Source organism: Holdemania sp. 1001095H_141210_F2, from assembly GCF_015558105.1.
GTDB lineage: Bacteria > Bacillota_I > Bacilli_A > Erysipelotrichales > Erysipelotrichaceae > Holdemania.
In genome coordinates this window covers 18,073-36,658 of sequence record NZ_JADNPO010000017.1, presented here as the reverse complement: position 1 = coordinate 36,658, position 18,586 = coordinate 18,073, and the positions used below count along the sequence as shown (strand labels likewise).

General features: G+C 54.9%; 13 protein-coding genes. 12 read left to right on the top strand and 1 reads right to left on the bottom strand.

The genetic code is table 11. From position 1 onward, the window contains the following. Position 1: 1 nt before the first annotated feature. The 6 genes from I2G61_RS10875 (at position 2) to murD (ending at position 8,188) form a co-directional block, all read left to right on the top strand. The gene (locus I2G61_RS10875; RefSeq protein ID WP_006058889.1) at positions 2-304 is read left to right on the top strand and encodes a hypothetical protein; all 303 of its coding nucleotides are present in this window, start codon (positions 2-4) and stop codon (positions 302-304) included. 5 nt (positions 305-309) lie between these two features. Beyond that, a complete protein-coding gene (locus I2G61_RS10870) occupies positions 310-2,493 on the top strand; it encodes a penicillin-binding protein (protein ID WP_195548267.1) in 2,184 nt (727 codons plus the stop codon). A gap of 78 nt (positions 2,494-2,571) precedes the next feature. After that, positions 2,572-4,488, top strand: a complete 1,917-nt coding sequence (locus I2G61_RS10865; RefSeq protein ID WP_195396677.1) for a penicillin-binding transpeptidase domain-containing protein — start codon at positions 2,572-2,574, stop codon at positions 4,486-4,488. Beyond that, the gene (locus I2G61_RS10860; protein WP_195548266.1) at positions 4,439-5,878 is read left to right on the top strand and encodes a UDP-N-acetylmuramoyl-L-alanyl-D-glutamate--2,6-diaminopimelate ligase; all 1,440 of its coding nucleotides are present in this window, start codon (positions 4,439-4,441) and stop codon (positions 5,876-5,878) included. The genes I2G61_RS10865 and I2G61_RS10860 overlap by 50 nt, the downstream gene beginning before the upstream one ends. Positions 5,879-5,895: 17 nt before the next feature. Beyond that, positions 5,896-6,858, top strand: a complete 963-nt coding sequence (gene mraY / locus I2G61_RS10855) for a phospho-N-acetylmuramoyl-pentapeptide-transferase (RefSeq protein WP_195548265.1) — start codon at positions 5,896-5,898, stop codon at positions 6,856-6,858. 1 nt (position 6,859) lies between these two features. Further along, positions 6,860-8,188 (top strand): UDP-N-acetylmuramoyl-L-alanine--D-glutamate ligase, encoded by a 1,329-nt coding sequence (murD, locus tag I2G61_RS10850; RefSeq protein ID WP_195396672.1) that lies wholly within the window; start codon positions 6,860-6,862, stop codon positions 8,186-8,188. A 246-nt stretch (positions 8,189-8,434) separates the two neighbouring features. Here murD and I2G61_RS10845 read toward each other — a convergent pair whose 3' ends face one another. After that, on the bottom strand, positions 8,435-8,881 hold the full coding sequence (locus I2G61_RS10845) for a sporulation initiation factor Spo0A C-terminal domain-containing protein (protein ID WP_195396669.1): 447 nt from the start codon (positions 8,879-8,881) through the stop codon (positions 8,435-8,437). A gap of 207 nt (positions 8,882-9,088) precedes the next feature. On the opposite strand from I2G61_RS10845, the gene I2G61_RS10840 reads away from it, so the two are divergent. From I2G61_RS10840 to I2G61_RS10815, 6 genes are all read left to right on the top strand, one after another. Beyond that, positions 9,089-10,306 (top strand): class I SAM-dependent rRNA methyltransferase, encoded by a 1,218-nt coding sequence (locus I2G61_RS10840; RefSeq protein WP_072684159.1) that lies wholly within the window; start codon positions 9,089-9,091, stop codon positions 10,304-10,306. A gap of 18 nt (positions 10,307-10,324) precedes the next feature. Then, complete coding sequence (pyrR, locus tag I2G61_RS10835) at positions 10,325-10,834, top strand: bifunctional pyr operon transcriptional regulator/uracil phosphoribosyltransferase PyrR (RefSeq protein ID WP_072684160.1); 510 nt, start codon at positions 10,325-10,327, stop codon at positions 10,832-10,834. A gap of 38 nt (positions 10,835-10,872) precedes the next feature. Then, positions 10,873-11,901, top strand: a complete 1,029-nt coding sequence (locus I2G61_RS10830) for a M42 family metallopeptidase (RefSeq protein ID WP_072684552.1) — start codon at positions 10,873-10,875, stop codon at positions 11,899-11,901. Positions 11,902-12,135: 234 nt separating this feature from the next. After that, complete coding sequence (locus tag I2G61_RS10825) at positions 12,136-13,539, top strand: MATE family efflux transporter (protein ID WP_083538485.1); 1,404 nt, start codon at positions 12,136-12,138, stop codon at positions 13,537-13,539. A 207-nt stretch (positions 13,540-13,746) separates the two neighbouring features. Next, positions 13,747-17,253 (top strand): pyruvate:ferredoxin (flavodoxin) oxidoreductase, encoded by a 3,507-nt coding sequence (gene nifJ, locus I2G61_RS10820; RefSeq protein ID WP_072684161.1) that lies wholly within the window; start codon positions 13,747-13,749, stop codon positions 17,251-17,253. Positions 17,254-17,509: 256 nt separating this feature from the next. Then, positions 17,510-18,529 carry a glycosyltransferase gene (locus I2G61_RS10815; protein WP_072684162.1) on the top strand — a complete coding sequence of 340 codons (1,020 nt, stop codon included), beginning with the start codon at positions 17,510-17,512 and terminating at the stop codon, positions 18,527-18,529. The last annotated feature ends 57 nt before the right edge of the window (positions 18,530-18,586 follow it).

The window sequence follows — 18,586 nt, the reverse complement described above, 5'->3', positions numbered from 1 at the left end:
CATGGCTAAGTTAGTGAAAAAGAAGAAGAAGCTAAGGTTAGAAGGATTGGCTGCAGTGCTGCTTTTTTTCGCCTCAGTTTGTTATGTTTCTTCTTCATTATTCTTAAGAACTTACAATAACTCATTGAGCGCGCGTCAGCAGAGCGTATCCCGCGACATCGCGGCACTGCAGACTGAGAACGACGCGTTAAAGATTGAAGTCCAGAGCTTGAGCACGCGCGACCGCGTCACCGGCATTGCGGCCGAGGACGGCATGACACAAAATCAGGGGAATATTGTGACAATCGCCAAAACTGGAGAGTAATTCTCATGCGGCAAAGCAATCGCATGATCCTGCTGATCCTGGCGACGATTCTGTTGATCAGCACTTTGGTCACGGCGAATGTTTTTTTAGTGGCCGTCGTGAAGGTCCACGCCCGCAGCGGAACGGATCTGACCGATTATGTTTCCGCCAGCAACGTGCACAGGACGGTTCAGCAGGCCCGAAGGGGATATATTTTAGACCGCAACGGAACGATCATCGCGCAGGACAACGTGACCTACAACATCATCGCTATTCTGGATAAGGACCGTCAGAGCCGCAAGGGTGAGATCGCTTATGTCGACGATCCGCTGGCCACGGCGCGTGCGCTGGCGCCGATTTTAGGTATGGAGGAATCGACGCTTTACGGCTATCTGACCAAGAGCGCCAAACAGGTGGAGCTTGGCAGCAAAGGGCGCAATCTGCCGCGGGAAACCAAGGAAGCGATCGAAGCGCTGGATCTCAACGGGATCGAATTTGTGCAGACGACAAAGCGGTCCTATCCGTTAGGCACGTTTGCTTCCTATCTGATCGGCTTCGCGCAGGCGGACGACGACGGGGAAGTCAGCGGCCGGATGGGCATCGAACAATATATGAATGCCGCGCTGAGCGGTGAGGATGGCTATAAACGCTATCAGGCAGACAAAAACGGCAACATTCTGCCGGGCATGAAGATGGAAGAAAAGAGCGCCGTCAATGGCAACGACGTGATTTTAACGCTGGATCAGGGGATTCAGGAAGCGTTGGAAACGGCGTTCATGCAGACGCAGGCCGAGTTTAACCCGGAAAAGGTATGGGGTTCGGTCATGGAAGTCGAAACCGGCAAGATCCTGGCATGGGGCCAGTCGCCGTCGTTTGATCCGAACACGATGAATATTGATGATTACGTCAATTATGTATCGCAGATGCCTTACGAACCGGGCTCGACGATGAAGGTTTTCACGTATGCCGCGGCGATCGACAGCGGAGCGTATGACGGCAGCGTACTGGTGGACAGCTCGAAGTTTTGTTACGCGGCGGCCAACCGGAAGCCGTACCGCGTTTCCCAAGGTGATTCCCGCAAGATCGGCTGCATCGGCAATGCGTCGGGCAAAAGCTGGGGCATGATCCCTTACGATCTGGGCTTAGTCTATTCGTCCAACGTCGTGACTGCGAGCATCATTACGAATTTAATTGAACCGTCGGTCTATGAGGAGTATCTCGACCGTTTCGGTTTTTTCAAGCTGGTCGATACCGACGGCATTGCGGAAAGCACCGGCGTGAAGAATTTTACCTGGCCGGCGGACAAGCTGGCGCTGACCTACGGGCAGGGCTCGACCGTCACGATGCTGCAGATGATCCAGGCCTATTCCGCAATTTTCAACGACGGCACGATGGTCAAGCCGTACGTCATCGATCAGGTGCGTTCCTCTTATGACGATCAGAATGTGTTGTATCAGGGCCAGACGCAGGTTGTCGGCAATCCGATCAGCGTCGAAACCTCCAAGCAGGTCCAGCAGCTGATGTACGACACAGCCAACCGCGAGGACGGCACCGCCCGGTTCTATCAGATTCCGGAAACGACGATCATCGCCAAGACCGGAACCACCCAGCTGGCAGCGGTCGGCGGGGGCGGCTACAGCACGGGCAAGACGATCGTTTCGCTGATGGCGGCGATGCCGGCGGAGGATCCGAAGGTCTTGGTGTATTATGCGTTCCAGGCCGATTATGATAAGAACGCGCACGTCAAATCCGACGCGATCAAATCGGTGCTGCGCAAGGTCGCGATGACCTACAATTTTGCCGGGCAGCAGGACGTCAGCGAGCCGGGTGCGCCGTCGGCGGAAATCGTACCGATTCATGAATCCACGATGCCCTCGCTGATCAATCACACGTTAACCTACGCGCAGAACAAGCTGGCCGACAGCGAATGCGATGTGATCGTCTTGGGCGGAGGCGAGGAGATCATCGATCAGTTCCCGCAGGCCGGCGAGATGGTGGTGACGCGCCAGAAGGTTTTCCTGCTGACGGACACCTATCAGATCACGATGCCCGACATGAACGGCTGGACGCGCAAGGAGGTCAGCGGCTTCTGGAAGGCCAGCGGTCTGCCGGTCAAGATCGAAGGCTACGGCAAGGTCGTTTCCCAGAATATTCCGCCGGGGACGCTGGTCAACAAGCAGACGGCAATCGAGGTCGTGCTGCAGGAATAGACGTTTCATCCTTTGCAAACAAAGAAAGATCCGCATGAGCGCGGGTCTTTTTTCATAGGATGAAACAGAGGTGATCGGATGCTGAGCACGCGGATAAAAAAACGCATCAACAAAATCGTGATCGGCGGCACGGTCATTTTTGCCTTGATCATCGGCAAGCTGGCTTACGTTCAGATTCTGGATCGGGAAACGCTGTTTTCCAAAGCGCAGGATTTATGGGAGCGGGATTTCCCAGTGTCCGGGCTGCGCGGGAATGTTCTGGACATCAACGGCGAAGTGCTGGCGACGGATATTCCTTCGACGTCGGTCATGGTTGTTCCGGCTCAGATCACCGATCCCGACAGCACCGCCCAGCAGCTGGCGGACATTCTGGAAACGGAAAAAGAGAACATCTACAAGCAGATCACCCGCAAGGTTTCGACCCAGCGGATCGTCCCTTACGGCCGGCTGATTTCCAACGAACAGGCCAAGGCGATCGACCATCTGGATCTGACCGGCGTGTATCTGGTGCAGGACTCGCTGCGCTATTATCCCAACGGCGCCTACCTGGCGCAGGTGCTCGGCTTTACCGGCGTGGACAATCAGGGGCTGGCCGGACTGGAGCTGCAATATGAGGAAATTTTAAAAGCGAATAAGGGAAGTATGAAAATTCCATTCGACGCGAAGGGGCATCCGGTGAAAATCTATTCCGAGCGCTATGAAGCCCCGGGTCAGGGGATGGACGTCATGCTGACAATCGACACGCGGATTCAAAGTATTCTGGAGCGCGAGCTGAACAACGCAATGGAACGCTACAACCCGGATTCTGCCTGGGGGCTGGCGATGAACCCCAACACCGGCGAAATTCTGGCGATGGTGTCGAAGCCGGACTTTGATCCCAATCATTACCAGGACTACGACGAATCCGTCTACAACCGCAACCTGCCGGTCTGGATGAGCTATGAACCGGGTTCGACGTTTAAAACGGTGACGTTTTCCGCGGGGCTGGAGGAAGGACTGTTCGATATGGAACACGACGGTTATTACGACCGCGGTTATGAGATTGTCGAAGGTGCGCGCTTAAAGTCGTGGAAAGCCGGCGGTCATGGTCAGCAGACCTATATGCAATGCCTGCAGAATTCGTCCAATCCCTGCTTCGTGCACATCGCGCAGATGCTGGGCGGCGACAATCTGAGTAAATATCTTGACGCCTTCGGCTTCGGTCAGAAAACCGGCGTCGATCTGCCGGGCGAAGCCAAGGGCATCCTGTTCAATACCGACGACTGGGGGTTGCTGGAACAGTCAACGACGGGTTTCGGCCAGGGCATTTCCGTCACGGCGATTCAGCTGGTCACGGCCTTCTGCGCGATCGTCAACGGCGGGACGCTGTACCAGCCGTATATCACCAAGGCGATCCTGCATCCGACAACCAAGGATCCGATCGTCGAGGTGAAGCCCAACGCCGTACGCCAGGTCATCAGCGAGGACACCAGCTTCAAGATGCGCTACGCGCTGGAAAGCGTCGTGGCGTTAGGCGGAGCGAAGGGCGCGTATATCGACGGCTACAAGATCGGCGGCAAGACCGGCACGGCCCAGAAGGCGAAGGACGGCGCGTATATGAGCGGCGAATACATTCTGTCGACGATCGCCGCGGCTCCGATCGACGATCCGCAGATCGTCGTGTATATCGCGCTCGATGCGCCAAAGTCCAACATTCAGTACGGCGGCACCGTCGTTTCCCCGATCGTGCGCAATGTGCTGGAAGATGTGCTGACGCTCTATGAGGTCAGGCGAACCGACGATCAGATGGCGAAGATCAAGCTGTGGACCGATCCGGTGACCATCGAGGTCGGCGATTATATCGGCAAGGAATACAAAAAGGTGAAAAACGAAAATCTGAAGCTGGTCAAGATCGGCGAGGGCGACGTCGTCGTCGACCAGCTGCCAAGTCCGGGGGTGAAAATTGATGAACAAGGCACAGTCTGGCTCTACTGCCCGGCGGCGTCGGCTGAATGAGCTGCTGCGGGTGATTGGCATTGAAACGGAAGACACGACGGAGCTGACCGCACTCAGTGACCGGGCGCAGGAAATCGGCCGCGGTGGGTTGTTTGTCGCGCTGCGCGGCGACCGCGCGGACGGGCGGCAATGGGCTGACGCGGTGCGCTCGCGCGGGGGGTACGTGCTCAGCGATCAGCCGGGGGAACGGACGATCGTGCATCCCGATCCGCGTGCAGTCTATCCGCTGCTGCTGCAGGCATATTACGATTATCCGGCGCTGAAGCTGACGATGATCGGCGTGACCGGCACCAATGGCAAAAGCACGGTTACCCAGCTGCTTTACGACATGTTAAGCGGCGCCGGACGGCGCTGTTGTCTGATCGGCACCGGGCGGATTGTGATCGGCGATGAAATTCGCTTCAGTCCGAATACGACGCCCGATCCGCTGACGTTAACGCGCTTGCTGGACGAAGCGGTGAGACGGGGGATTGGTACCGTGATCATGGAGGTCAGCTCCCAGGCGCTGGCGATGCACCGGGTCGACGGGCTGTTGTTCGATCTGGCTGTGCTGACAAATCTGAAACAGGATCATTTGGATTATCACAAGACATTAAAAGCGTATCAGCGGGCGAAATTCATGTTGTTTGAGAAGCTGAAAGAGAAAGGCACGGCGATTTTGAATCAGGACGACCCGGTGACGCAGCGCTGGCTGAGTCAGCTGCACCGGCCGGTGTTTACCTATGGCCGGGACAGCGTCAATTTCCGGATTCATCCGGTCGCGGAAACGCTGGATTCGATCACGTTTGATCTCAACGGCCACCGCGTCGAAGCGCCGCTGGCCGGAATCTTTAATGAAGGGAATTTGGCAGCCGCACTGGCCTGCGGGTTCGCGCTGGATATCCCCTGGGCAGCGATGCTGGAGTTCGCGCGTCATGCGGCGTTGCCGGAAGGCCGGATGGAAATCGTATACCATCAGCCGGTGCTGGCCGTCGTCGACTACGCGCACACCGCCAGCGCACTGGAAGCGATGCTGAAGCACTGGCGTAAGGTGGCGGATGGGCGGCATACCCGTTTAAGCGTGGTGTTTGGCTGCGGCGGGGACCGGGAGGCGGATAAACGCCCGCTGATGGGCCGGATCGCCTGCACCTATGCCGATCAGGTTGTGTTGTGCGACGACAATCCGCGCACCGAGGATCCAGATCGAATTCTGGCGCAGATTGCCGCGGGCTGCGACGGCTCTGAGAAAATCATCCGCGACCGGGCGGAAGCAATAAAATTTGTACTCGACGGCGCGCAAACTGATGATATAATAGTAGTCGCTGGAAAAGGCGGGGAGACTTCCCTGATCCAGAACACGGCAAAGACTTGCCCCAGCGACCGCACGTTGATCGAGCGGTACTTCGGGTAAGCGGGGAGGACAGAAACATGTTTCTAACACTGGTCAGTGCTTTTGGAATCAGCCTGGTCGTCGTGCTTGCGACGATGCCGCTGCTGATCTCCTATCTACATAAAATCAACTACAACCAGACCGTCAGCGAATATTCGTTAGAAGAATACAAACAAAAACAGAAGACGCCGACGATGGGCGGCATCGTGTTCGTGCTGACGCCCTTAGCCGTAACGCTGCTTCTGCAGCCGGGGGCGATCCGCGACCTGCAGGCGATGATCGTGATGCTGGCGTATGTCGGCTACGGTCTGATCGGCTTTCTGGACGATTATATCATCGTGATCCGGCAGAACAACGAAGGCCTTAAGCCGCAGTACAAATTCTTTTTACAGCTGGTCTTAGCGGTGTTGTTCTTCTTCATGTACCGCCAGAACGCGTCGACGGATGTGATCCTGCCGTTTCTTGAATGGGTGATTCCGTTAGGCGGGCTGTATATGCTTTTGGTGTTCTTTATGTTCACCGGCGCGTCCAATGCCGTCAATCTGACGGATGGCATGGACGGTCTGGCGGCGGGATGCAGCTTTTTGGCCTTCGCGCCGTTTGTAATGTTCGCTCTGCAGCAGGACAAGCTGGCGATCGCGACGTTCATCATGGCGGTGATGGGTTCGCTGCTGGGCTTTTTGAAATACAATTCGCATCCGGCGAAGATCTTCATGGGCGATACCGGCTCGCTGGCTTTGGGCGGGGCGCTGGCTGCGGTCGGGATGATTCTGAAGCAGGAGATCGCCGTAGTGGTGATCGGCGGGGTGTTCGTCTGGGAAACGCTGTGCGTCATCATTCAGATCTCGTCGGTGAAGCTGCGCGGCAAACGCGTATTCCGCTACACGCCGATTCATTACAGCTTTGTTTTAGGCGGCATGCGCGAGACGCAGGTCGTTGTGATGTTCTGGATTTTACAGCTGGTCTGCACAGTGGCCGGCTTTCTGATTGGAGTGTTGTAATATGAAGGTTTTAATCATCGGCGCGGCCCGCAGCGGGACGCAGGCGGCGTATTTGCTGGCAAGTCATCATCATGCGGTCACGATCACCGATATGAAGCAGATCGACGCGAAACGCGAACTGGAAGAAGCCGGAGTTCAGGTATTGGATCACGGACATCCGGAATTTTTGAAAATGGAAAACTGGGATCTGATCGTCAAGAATCCGGGAATTCCTTATCATGCGCCGTTCGTGCAGTATTTCGTGGAGAAAAAGGCGCGGATTGTCAATGAAATCGAGGTCGCTTCGTGGTTTACCGATCAGTTTACCTATGCCGCCATTACCGGTACTAATGGCAAGACCACAACGACAACTCTGCTGGGCGAGCTGCTGAAACGCAAGCGTCCCAATGCCCGGACAGCGGGCAATATCGGCGTGCCGTTATCGGAAATTGTGCGCCAACAAGGTGATCAGAAGACGGACGTGGCGCTGGAGGTCGCTGCCTTTCAGCTGGTCGCGATGGAAAAGTTCCATCCAGCGGTGTCGGTCTGCATGAATCTGACGCCGGATCATCTGGATTATTTCGGTTCGCTGGACGCCTATTACGACGCCAAGATGCTCGTCTGGAAAAATCAGACCGGCGACGACTGGTTTTTAGTCAATCTTGACGATCCGGAAATCGTCAAACGCTGCGTGGATCTGCCGTGCCGCAGGGTGACGTTTTCGCTGGATAAGCCGGCCGACGTCTGCGTAAAGCAGGATCAGGTCTGGCTGTTTGATCAGCCGCTGTTTGCGCTGAGTGATCTGCATCTGCCGGGCCGGCATAACCTGCAGAATGCGATGGCGGCGGCCGCGATGGCGGTGAAGATGGGCGTGGACGCGGATCAGATCCGCGAAGGCATCCGCACGTTCAAGGGCGTCGAGCACCGGATCGAATTTGTGGCGGAAATCAATGGCGCGCGGTATTACAACGATTCCAAGGGGACCAACGTCGACGCGACGACGGTCGCCCTGAAGGCTTTTGACAAACCGGTGATTCTGCTTGCCGGGGGGTATGATAAAAAGACCGGCTTCGAGGGTCTGAAGCCGGTTCTGGACCGGATCGCGACGATGATCGTGTATGGCGAAACCCGCGATCAGCTCAAGGCGCTGCGGCCGGATGCGATCGTCGTGGAAACGATGGCGGAGGCTGTTGATCAGGCCTGTCAGCTGGCGAAGAAGGGCGATATTGTGCTGTTGTCGCCAGTCTGCGCCAGCTGGGATCAGTTTACCGACTATGAACAGCGCGGCCGCCAGTTCAAGGAACAGGTGTTGGCGCTGACCGGGCAGGCTGATGAAAAAAACGGTCTGTAACGCCGGTATTGTGCTTTAACCTTGAGCGATCCGAGATCATTGGCGTATCCGGTCACGACAGGTCATGCAGCGGATGTTCTTGAAGAAGACCTGATTTTCATACTTGAAACAGCTGCGATAAAATAAAAAAGATCCGCCGTCGAGCACTTGATCGCGAATATCCCAGGGCAGCTGCCCGGATTCGTTGATCGTTGGCTTCAACGGCGGATTTTTGGGTTGCGCATAAACCGGCACGTCTGAACCTGTTCAGCGGTTCAGATAATCGCAGACGGCCCAGAGGAACTCGGCGTTGGATGGTCGGCCCTGATCCGGATTGACGGAATACCCGAAAATCTCACTGATCAGGGAAGCATTGCCGCGCAGCCATGTTCGTTCAATGGCGCAGCGGATGTTTTTCTCAACCCGGTCTTTGGTGCTGTTAAACTTTTCGGCAATGATCGGATATAATCCGCGGTCCAGGTTCTTGAGCAGGTGCGGCTGTTCCGCGAGCGTGATCATCGCGAATTCCAAGAACCGGTAACCGGAAAGACTGCTGGGCATGCCCAATTCGTGAAGCAGCTGAGCCGAACGGCTTAACTGCGGCCTCCTGTGATTTTCAGGTGCCCGAAATAATTCACGGACGCAATAAAAAAGTCTGTGATGAAGCACAGCGTTTTCACTAATTGTATTCATGCTGAAAAAGTCATAACTCATATCCCTGGCACCCTCTTTTCTCCTGATTTGTTTGGAATCAGAATAAAAACAGAGGTCTGGCTTGCAGAAATGATAAAAAACGGTGCCATTTCAGATTACACTCTTTTTGTGACCTTGTCAAAGGTTTAACCGGAAATTTGGGAAAAGAATATTTGTAATTTCCCTGACTTTCAGATAAGATAAGACTGTGAAAAAGAGGGATGAATCATGAAACAACAACGTCAGTTTCCGACGGTGACCGTGACGAAAAAAGCGCAGCGCAGCCTGCAAAGCGGTCATCCGTGGGTTTACGGCGGCGAAGTCGTCGAAGTCAAAGAAACGGCGGACGGGCAGCTGTGCGATGTCGTCAATGAAAAGGGAACTTATCTGGGAACCGGGTTTTATAATGAACAGTCGCTGATCCGCGTGCGGATTGTTTCGCAGAATGCCAACGACGGATTTGACGAGGCGTTCTGGCGCCGCCGGATCGGGTACAGTCTGGATTACCGCCGGATCGTCATGGGCGAGGATTTCGGCTGCTGCCGGCTGATTTTTGGGGAAGCCGATCACTTCCCGGGCTGGACGGTCGATCGGTTTGGTTCGGTGCTGGTCAGCCAGATCATGTCGCTGGGGATCGAACGGATCAAGGATCAGCTGTTTGCCCTGTTGTGGGAAGAAATGGAAAAACGCGGTCAAACAGTCGCGGGAATTTACGAGCGCAACGATATTGCGCTGCGCAAAAAGGAAGGACTGAGGGAAGGTACGGGCTGGGCCGCCGGCTTCCCGCATCCTGAAAGCACGACGACGCAGATCGTGGAAAACGGAATCCGCTATGAGGTTGATTTTGGCGAGGGGCAGAAGACGGGATTTTTCCTCGATCAGAAATACAACCGTCAGGCAGCGGCCCGGCTGGCGAAGGGAAGATCGGTGCTGGACTGCTGCACGCATACCGGATCATTTGCGCTCAATGCGGCGAAGGCTGGGGCGGCGCGGGTGATCGCCGCCGATATTTCCGCCAGCGCATTAGCCAGCGCCAGAGACAATGCGCGGCTTAACGGATTGGAAGAGAAGCTGGAGTTTGTGCAGGCCGACGTGTTCGATCTGTTAGCGGATCCGAAGTGGAAAGCGCAGGGCATTGATTATGTCATTCTCGATCCGCCGGCGTTTACCAAATCCCGCAAAACGATCCGCAGCGCCTATCAGGGCTATTGCCAGATCAACACGCTGGCGATGAAGCTTTTGCCGCGGGGCGGATTGTTCGCAACGGCGTCATGTTCGCATTTTATGGAAGACGCAATGTTTGAAACGATGCTGCAGGAAGCCGCGCGGAACGCAAAGGTCGAGCTGCGGCAAATCGAGGTCCGTCATCAGGCCCCGGATCATCCCATTTTAATAACCGTGCCGGAAACCCGGTATCTTAAATTTTATTTATTCCAGATTGTGTGACGAAAGGAGAAGACAAACATGAAGGAAATTATGGACGCCAGTTCCATGAAGCGTTCGTTAGTACGCATGGCGCATGAAATCGTAGAAAAAAACAAGGGTGTGGAAGGACTGGTGCTGGTCGGCATCAAGACCCGCGGCGAATTTCTGGCGGAACGTTTAAAAAAGATGATCGATCAGTTTGAGGAATGCGACATTCCCTGCGACAGCCTTGATATTTCTTCGTGGCGCGACGATATAGAACGCGGCGAGGTTCAGCCGCCGGCCTTGCGCGTGCCGGTGCAGGACAGAATCGTGATTCTGGTCGACGACGTCTTGTATAAAGGCCGCACAGTGCGCGCAGCGATGGACGGCATCATGCACTTCGGCCGGCCGCGGGCGATTCATCTGGCGGTGTTGGTTGACCGCGGACACCGCGAGCTGCCGATCCGCGCCGATTATGTCGGCAAGAACGTGCCGACTTCACTCAATGAGGATGTGAAAGTGCTGGTCAGCGAAACGGATGATCAGGACGGAGTCTATATCAGTTAGTCTGGTTCAGAAGGAAAAGAGGAAACGCAATGAAGAAGATGAACGAACAAATTCTGGCGGACTATGCTCAACAACTGCTGAGCATCGACAGCCCGACCGGTTTTACTCAGCATGCGATCGACTGGATCGAAAAACAGGTGCAGGCGTTAGGCTACGCCTGTTATCGCAACGCCAAGGGCAATCTGATCGTGGAAATCGAAGGACCGGCCGATCAGCCGGCTGTTGCGGTGAGCGCGCATACCGATACGCTGGGGCTGATGGTCCGATCAATTAAAAAGGATGGCAAGCTGGCGTTTACCCGGCTGGGCGGGCCGTGCCTGCCGACGCTGGATGGCGAATATTGCCGCATCATCACACGCCAGGGAAAAGTCTATACCGGTACGATTCTGTCGACGGCCCCGGCAGTGCATGTCTACAAGGAAGCTTCGAGCCAGGAACGCTCGGAGGAAACGATGGAAGTACGGATCGACGAGCTTGTCCGCAATGAAGAGGATGTGCGCAGATTGGGAATCCAGGCCGGGGATATCATCGCGATCGACCCGAAGACGACGATCACCCCGAGCGGCTTCATCAAATCCCGCTTTCTGGACGACAAGATTTCCGCCGCGATCTTTCTGACGCTGCTGAAAGCGCTCAAAGATGAAAACGTGACCACGCCGCAGAAAACCTATTTCCTGTTCTCCACCTATGAGGAAGTCGGCCACGGCGCTTCGTGGATTCCAGGTGATGTCCGGGAGCTGTTGGCGGTCGATATGGGCTGCGTCGGTACAGATCTGAGCTGTACTGAGACCGATGTGTCGATCTGCGCCAAAGATTCCGGCGGCCCGTATGATTATCAGATGACCAGCCGGCTGATCGAACTGGCGCAGGCGCACCAGCTGCCCTATGCCGTCGACATCTATCCGTTTTACGGCAGCGACTGCGGCGCGGCGCTCAAGGGCGGCAACGATATCCGCGGCGCTTTGATCGGCCCGGGCGTGCATGCCAGCCACGGTATGGAACGGACGCACATGCAGGGCGTCAGCGCGGCTTACACGCTGCTGGCGGCCTACCTGCTTGAAAAATAAGCGAAGGATGCTCTGAAAGAGACAAATCCCGTTTATTGGACAGGATTTTCAATATCGAAGCCCGCAGCTGAAGTGGAAGTTCGATCTTCCGGCGGCGGGTTTCTTTTTTTTGCGCTGAAGATAGGGTGAAAAAATCAGGCCGGTCCGTTTCCCTTAATCAAGGGCAGAACTAAAGACGCATTTTCTGAAGAATTATGGTAAACTATTCGGTATAGAATTGAGGGGGAGTTATAAGTGGACGCAATATTGAACTTTTTCCGCTGGCAGGGAATGATCAAGCCGGCTCAGATCCGCGGCGAAATACCGAGCAACAAAGCGATTTACAAGCGCACCTATCAAATCGCCTGGCCCAGCGCCGTCGAGAGCGTGCTGATCGCGCTGATCGGAGCGGTCGATTTGATGATGGTCGGCAACCTGGGCTCGGCGTCGATCGCGGCGGTCGGCATCACCAACCAGCCGAAGTTTCTTGTGCTGGCGACGATCCTGGCGCTCAACACCGGAGTTACCGTGCTCGTTTCCCGCCGCAAGGGGGCGGGAAAGCAGGAAGAAGCGAATACCTATCTGCGCCAGGCGCTGCTGCTGAGCGTCGGGTTTTCTTTTCTGCTTTCCTTCTGCGGCGCGCTGTTCGCTCCGCAGATTCTGGCGTTTGCCGGGGCGACGCCGGATTATCTGGGCCTGGCGGTGACCTATTTCCGGATCATCATGTTCGGTAATTTCTTCTACTGCATCGGTCTGACGATCACCGCCGCCCAGCGCGGCGTCGGCAACACGCGGATTTCGATGGTGACCAACATCGCGGCCAATCTTGTCAACCTCGTGTTCAACGCACTTTTGATCAACGGTCTGTTTTTCTTCCCGCGCCTGGAGGTGGCGGGCGCGGCGATCGCGACGGCGATCGGCAATATCGTCTCGTTTCTGATCGCGGTGTATTCCGTCACGCATACCGAGGGCTTCTTAAAGCTGCATCGGCGGCAGTCGTGGAAGCCGGATATTCCGGCGATCCGCGATCTTTATAACATCAGCTGGTCGGCCTTTGTTGAACAGATCTTTTTGCGGATCGGCTTTCTGATGTACGCCAAAGCGGTGGCCGGCCTGGGCACGGTCGCCTTCGCCGCCCATCAGATCGTCATGAACATCATGTCGATTTCGTTCTCCGTCGGCGACGGGCTGTCGATTGCCAATACCTCGCTGGTCGGGCAGAGCTTAGGCGCCAGCCGCTCGGATATGGCGATCATCTACGGCAAGGTTGCCCAGCGGATCGGCTTGATTCTGGCAATTCTTGTCTCCGGTTCGATCACGCTGTTCCGCGCCCAGCTGATGGCGCTGTTCACCAACGAGGCGGCGGTGATTCTGGCCGGGGAAACACCGTTGATCATTCTTTCGATCACCGTGCTGTTTCAGATCGTGCAGGTCATCATCGTCGGATCGCTGCGCGGGGCCGGCGACGTCAAGTTTGTCGCGCTTCTGATGTTTGTCAGCGTCACGATCGTCCGGCCGGTTCTGACCTGGGTGCTGTGCTATCCGCTCAATCTGGGATTGCCGGGGGCGTGGCTGTCGGTGCTGCTCGATCAGTTCACGCGCTATATCGTCAGCTACTGGCGTTTCCGCGAAGCGAAGTGGACGCGCATTCAAGTGTAGGCAACAGAAGGGGGAAATTCATTGATTTCCTCCTTTTTTGACGGCCGGTTTTCAGGCAAATTGTAAAGTTTAAATCATCTGATGGAAAGCGCTTGAAAAAAATGGGTAAAAATCGGAAAGAAGCAGGAAGAAGTTGAAAATCGAGGTTTAAAAATCAAACCTTTTGTTTTATAATGGTAACGGTTAGAGAGTACAGGAGGTTTAACCATGACAAAAACTTTTATGTCCATGGATGGCAATACAGCTGCCGCTCATTGCGCGTATGCGTTTACTGAAGTAGCTGCAATCTATCCTATCACCCCATCCTCACCGATGGCTGAAGTCGTTGACGCATGGGCTACTCAGGGCCGTAAAAACATTTTTGACACGATTGTCAAAGTTGCGGAACTGCAGGCTGAAGGCGGTGCCGCCGGCGCGGTACACGGCGCTCTGCAGGGCGGTGCGCTGGCGTCCACATTTACGGCAAGCCAGGGCTTACTGTTGATGATTCCAAATATCTATAAGATGGCCGGCGAGCTGCTGCCAGGCGTTATTCACGTCGCAGCGCGTTCTCTGGCAACCCGTGCACTGAGCATTTTCGGCGATCACAGCGACATTTATGCCTGCCGTCAGACCGGCGTCTGCATGCTGGCGTCGCATTCCGTTCAGGAAGCAATGGATCTGGCCGGCGTCGCGCATTTAGCGGCGATCAAGGGCTCCGTACCGTTCGTTCATTTCTTTGATGGCTTCAGAACTTCTCACGAAATTCAGAAAGTCGAAGTCATGGATTATGAGTTCTTAAAGAGCTTGATCGACATGGACGCGGTTGAAGCGTTCCGGGCCAATGCGCTGAACCCGCATACCAACGCGGTAACCCGCGGCGGCGCGGAAAACGACGACATTTATTTCCAGGGCCGCGAAGCGCAGAATCTGCACTATGAAGCGATCCCGGATATCGTTGCCGATTACATGAAGAAGATCAGCGAGCATACCGGCCGCGAATACGCACCGTTCACTTACTATGGTGCACCGGATGCGGAACGCATCATCATTGCGATGGGTTCCGTTACCGAAACGATTAAAGAAACGATCGACGAGCTGACCAAGCGCGGCGAAAAAGTCGGCCTGATCAAAGTCCATCTGTATCGTCCGTTCTCCGTGAAGTATCTGACCGCGGTGCTGCCGGCTTCGGTCAAGAAGATCGCGGTTCTGGACCGCACGAAGGAAATGGGCGCCCGCGAACCGCTGTACCTCGACGTCTTAGCCGCATTAAAGGGCATGGATCTGACGATCATCGGCGGCCGCTACGGCTTAAGCTCCCGCGATACGCAGCCGAACCAGATCAAGGCTGTTTATGACGAACTGGCGAAAGATGCTCCGAAGGCGGAATTCACCATCGGCATCAACGATGACGTTACGCACCTGAGCCTGGAAGTCGATCCTGAATTCCATGTCAGCGCGGACTACACATCCTGCCTGTTCTTCGGTTTGGGTTCTGACGGTACCGTTTCGGCGAACAAGTCTTCGATCAAGATCATCGGCGACAACACCGATCAGTATGCGCAGGCGTATTTCCAGTATGACTCGAAGAAGGCCGGCGGCGTTACCCGCTCCCACCTGCGTTTCGGTCATTCCCCGATCCGTTCCACCTATTATATTGAAAACGCTGATTTCGTTTCCTGCAGCTTAGACGCTTACTGCTTCAAGTATGACATGGTCAGCTGCCTGAAGAACGGCGGAACCTTCTTATTGAACACAACGTTCTCCGCAGAGGAACTGCAGGATCACCTGCCGAACCGCATGCTGGCGCAGCTGGCGAAGAAGAACGCGAAGTTCTACATCATCGACGCGACCAAGATCGCTCAGGAAATCGGCATGGGCCGCCGGACCAACACGATCCTGCAGTCGGCGTTCTTCGCGCTGAACGAACAGATCATGCCGTATGATAAAGCGGTTGAACTGATGAAGTACATGGCGAAGAAGTCCTACTCCAAGAAGGGTGACGAAATCGTCCAGCTGAACTACAAGGCGATCGACCAGGGCAAAAACGGTCTGGTTGAAATCGAAGTGAAGCCGGAATGGGCTGAACTGAGCTATGATTCCGGACGCAAGCTGACCGGCGACGAATACTTTGACAACCATGTCATGGCGATCAACTCTCTGGAAGGCTATGATCTGCCGGTATCCAACTTCATGAAGTACGATATCCTGGACGGCTCGATTCACAACAGCGTTTCCTTCAAGGAAAAGCGCACGATCGCGGTTCAGGTTCCGACCTGGGATCCAAACAACTGTATCCAGTGCGGATTCTGCTCGTTCGTCTGCCCGCATGCGACAATCCGTCCGTTCTTACTGACGGATGAAGAAATCGCCAATGCGCCGATGGAATTCAAGACGATTCAGGCGATGGGCAAGGGTGTTGAAAATCTGAAGTATCGGATCCAGGTTTCTCCGGCGAACTGCGTCGGCTGCGGTCTGTGCGTTGTTGAATGTCCGGGCAAGGGCGGCAACAAGGCGCTGAAGATGGTCGATATCAACGAAAAGCTGGATCAGGAACCGCTGGCCGATTACCTGTTCAAGCACACCGAATACAAGACGAACTACTTCCCGGTGGACACGGTCAAGGGCTCGCAGTTCGCAATGCCTTACTTTGAAGTTTCCGGAGCCTGCCCGGGCTGCGGCGAAACGCCTTACTACAAGCTGGCTTCTCAGCTGTTCGGCAAGGATATGATGATCGCCAATGCGACCGGCTGCTCAATGATCTACTGCTCCTCGACACCGTCAACTCCGTTCTCCAACGATGCGGAAGGCAACGGCGTCGCCTGGGCGAACTCCCTGTTTGAAGACAACGCTGAATACGGCTACGGCATGGCTTTGGCGCAGAACTTCAAGGAAGCGCGCATCCTGTCGCTGATGGAAAACAACCTGGATTCCGTTGAACCGGAACTGAAGGCGGCGTTCGAGAAATATCTGGCGGCGGGCAACAACCGTGATGCACAGCGTGAAATCAAAGATGAAATCATTGCCGGCGTCAAAGCTTCCGCGAATGAAGCGGTCAAGGAACTGCTGGATTACGAACGCGACCTGGTCGGCAAGTCGATCTGGATCGTCGGCGGCGACGGCTGGGCTTATGATATCGGCTACGGCGGATTGGATCATGTTCTGGCCAACAACCTGAACGTTAACGTCCTGGTTCTGGATACCGAAGTTTACTCCAACACCGGCGGACAGGCATCCAAGTCTTCGCAGTCGGCAGCGATCGCGAAGTTCGCAGCCGGCGGCAAGAGCACCGCGAAGAAAGACCTCGGTCAGATCGCGATGGCTTACGGTCATGTCTATGTCGCTTCCGTTTCGATGGGCGCGAACCGGGCTCAGACGCTGAAAGCCTTCAAGGAAGCTGAAAGCTATGACGGACCATCCCTGATCATTGCTTACGCACCATGTGCTGAACACGGCATCAAGGGCGGTCTGGCGAACCATCAGAGAGTTCAGGCCAAGGCTGTTGAATGCGGCTATACTGTTCTGTACCGTTTTGATCCGCGCAACGAAGAACATCCGTTAACGATCGATTCCAAGGAACCGAACTGGGATCTGTTCCAGGCGTTCCTGCTGAACGAAACCCGTTACAGCCAGCTGCCGAAGCTGAAGGGCGAAAAAGCATACGAAATGTTCGAAAGAACAAAGAAGGATGCGCAGCGCCGTTATACACGCTTAGTCAAGCTGTCAGAAGAATAAGCTGAAGATCGTATAGAAAGCTGACCCTCATTTTGGGGGTCGCTTTTTTTTGCTTTTCAGCCGCTGTTGAATGGAAGCATGGAATTATTCCCTGATCGATTTTGATACATCTGAATTTGAATAAAACAAGCTCCTCTTTGCAGAAATCTGGCAAACAATGTCCGCCGGATGTCTAAGGCTCAGGATGAAAACCGCGGAAGGACTTGATAATTGATAGGGTTTTCATTATACTTGATAGTGGATTCGAGGTATGTACATGAAAGTATTGTTGTTTTTTGAAGGAGAAAAGGTGATCTCGACCTCCGGAATCGGACGGGCGCTGAAGCATCAGAAGCAGGCGCTGACGATGGCGGGGATTGAGTACACGCTGGATCCGAACGATGATTTTGATATTCTGCACATCAATACGGTCGGACCGGCCAGCGCGGGGGTGATTGCCAAAGCCCGCCGGGAAGGCAAACCGGTCATTTATCACGCACATTCAACAGAAGAAGATTTCCGCAATTCGTTTGTGCTGTCCAATCAGTTTGCCCCGCTGTTTAAGAAGCATCTGGTTTCGCTCTATTCCAGCGCCGATGCGATCATTACGCCGACGCCCTATTCCAAGAGCTTGTTGGAAGGCTATGGCATTGACTTACCAATTTATGCCGTGTCCAACGGCATTGATCTGGACCGCTTCAGCTACAATCCGGAAAAGGTCAAAGCGTATTACAAGTATTTCAGCCTGAATGAAACCGATAAGGTCGTATTGTCTGTCGGCTTGTATTTTGAGCGCAAGGGACTGCCGGATTTCATTGAGGTAGCGAAGCGTCTGCCGCAGTATAAGTTTATCTGGTTCGGCTATACGCCGCTGATCTCCGTGCCGAAGAATATCCGCGAGCTGGTTGAGGATCATCCGGCTAATGTGATCTTCCCAGGCTATGTTAAGGGCGCGATTATCGAGGGCGCGTATGCCGGAGCGAATGCTTTTTTCTTCCCGTCTTACGAGGAAACGGAAGGCATCGTCGTGCTGGAAGCGCTGGCCGCTTCCCAACAGGTCATCGTCCGTGACATCGGGGTGTTTGATCCTTGGCTGAAAGATCGGGTGAACTGTTATAAAGGCCAGTCTGTAGACGAGTTCGTCGAGCTGATCGAAGGAGTCGTTGAGAAGCGTCTGCCGTCGGTCAGCGACGAGGGGAAAAAGACGGCACAGGAACGCAGCATCGCCAGCGTGGGCCAGCAGCTGAAAACCATTTATGAAACCGTGCTGGAAAACAACCGGCCGGAGACGTTGTAAGGAGAGCAAGGCTCTCTTTTTCTTTGATTTGACGGGGATTTCTTAAGAAAGAAAAAA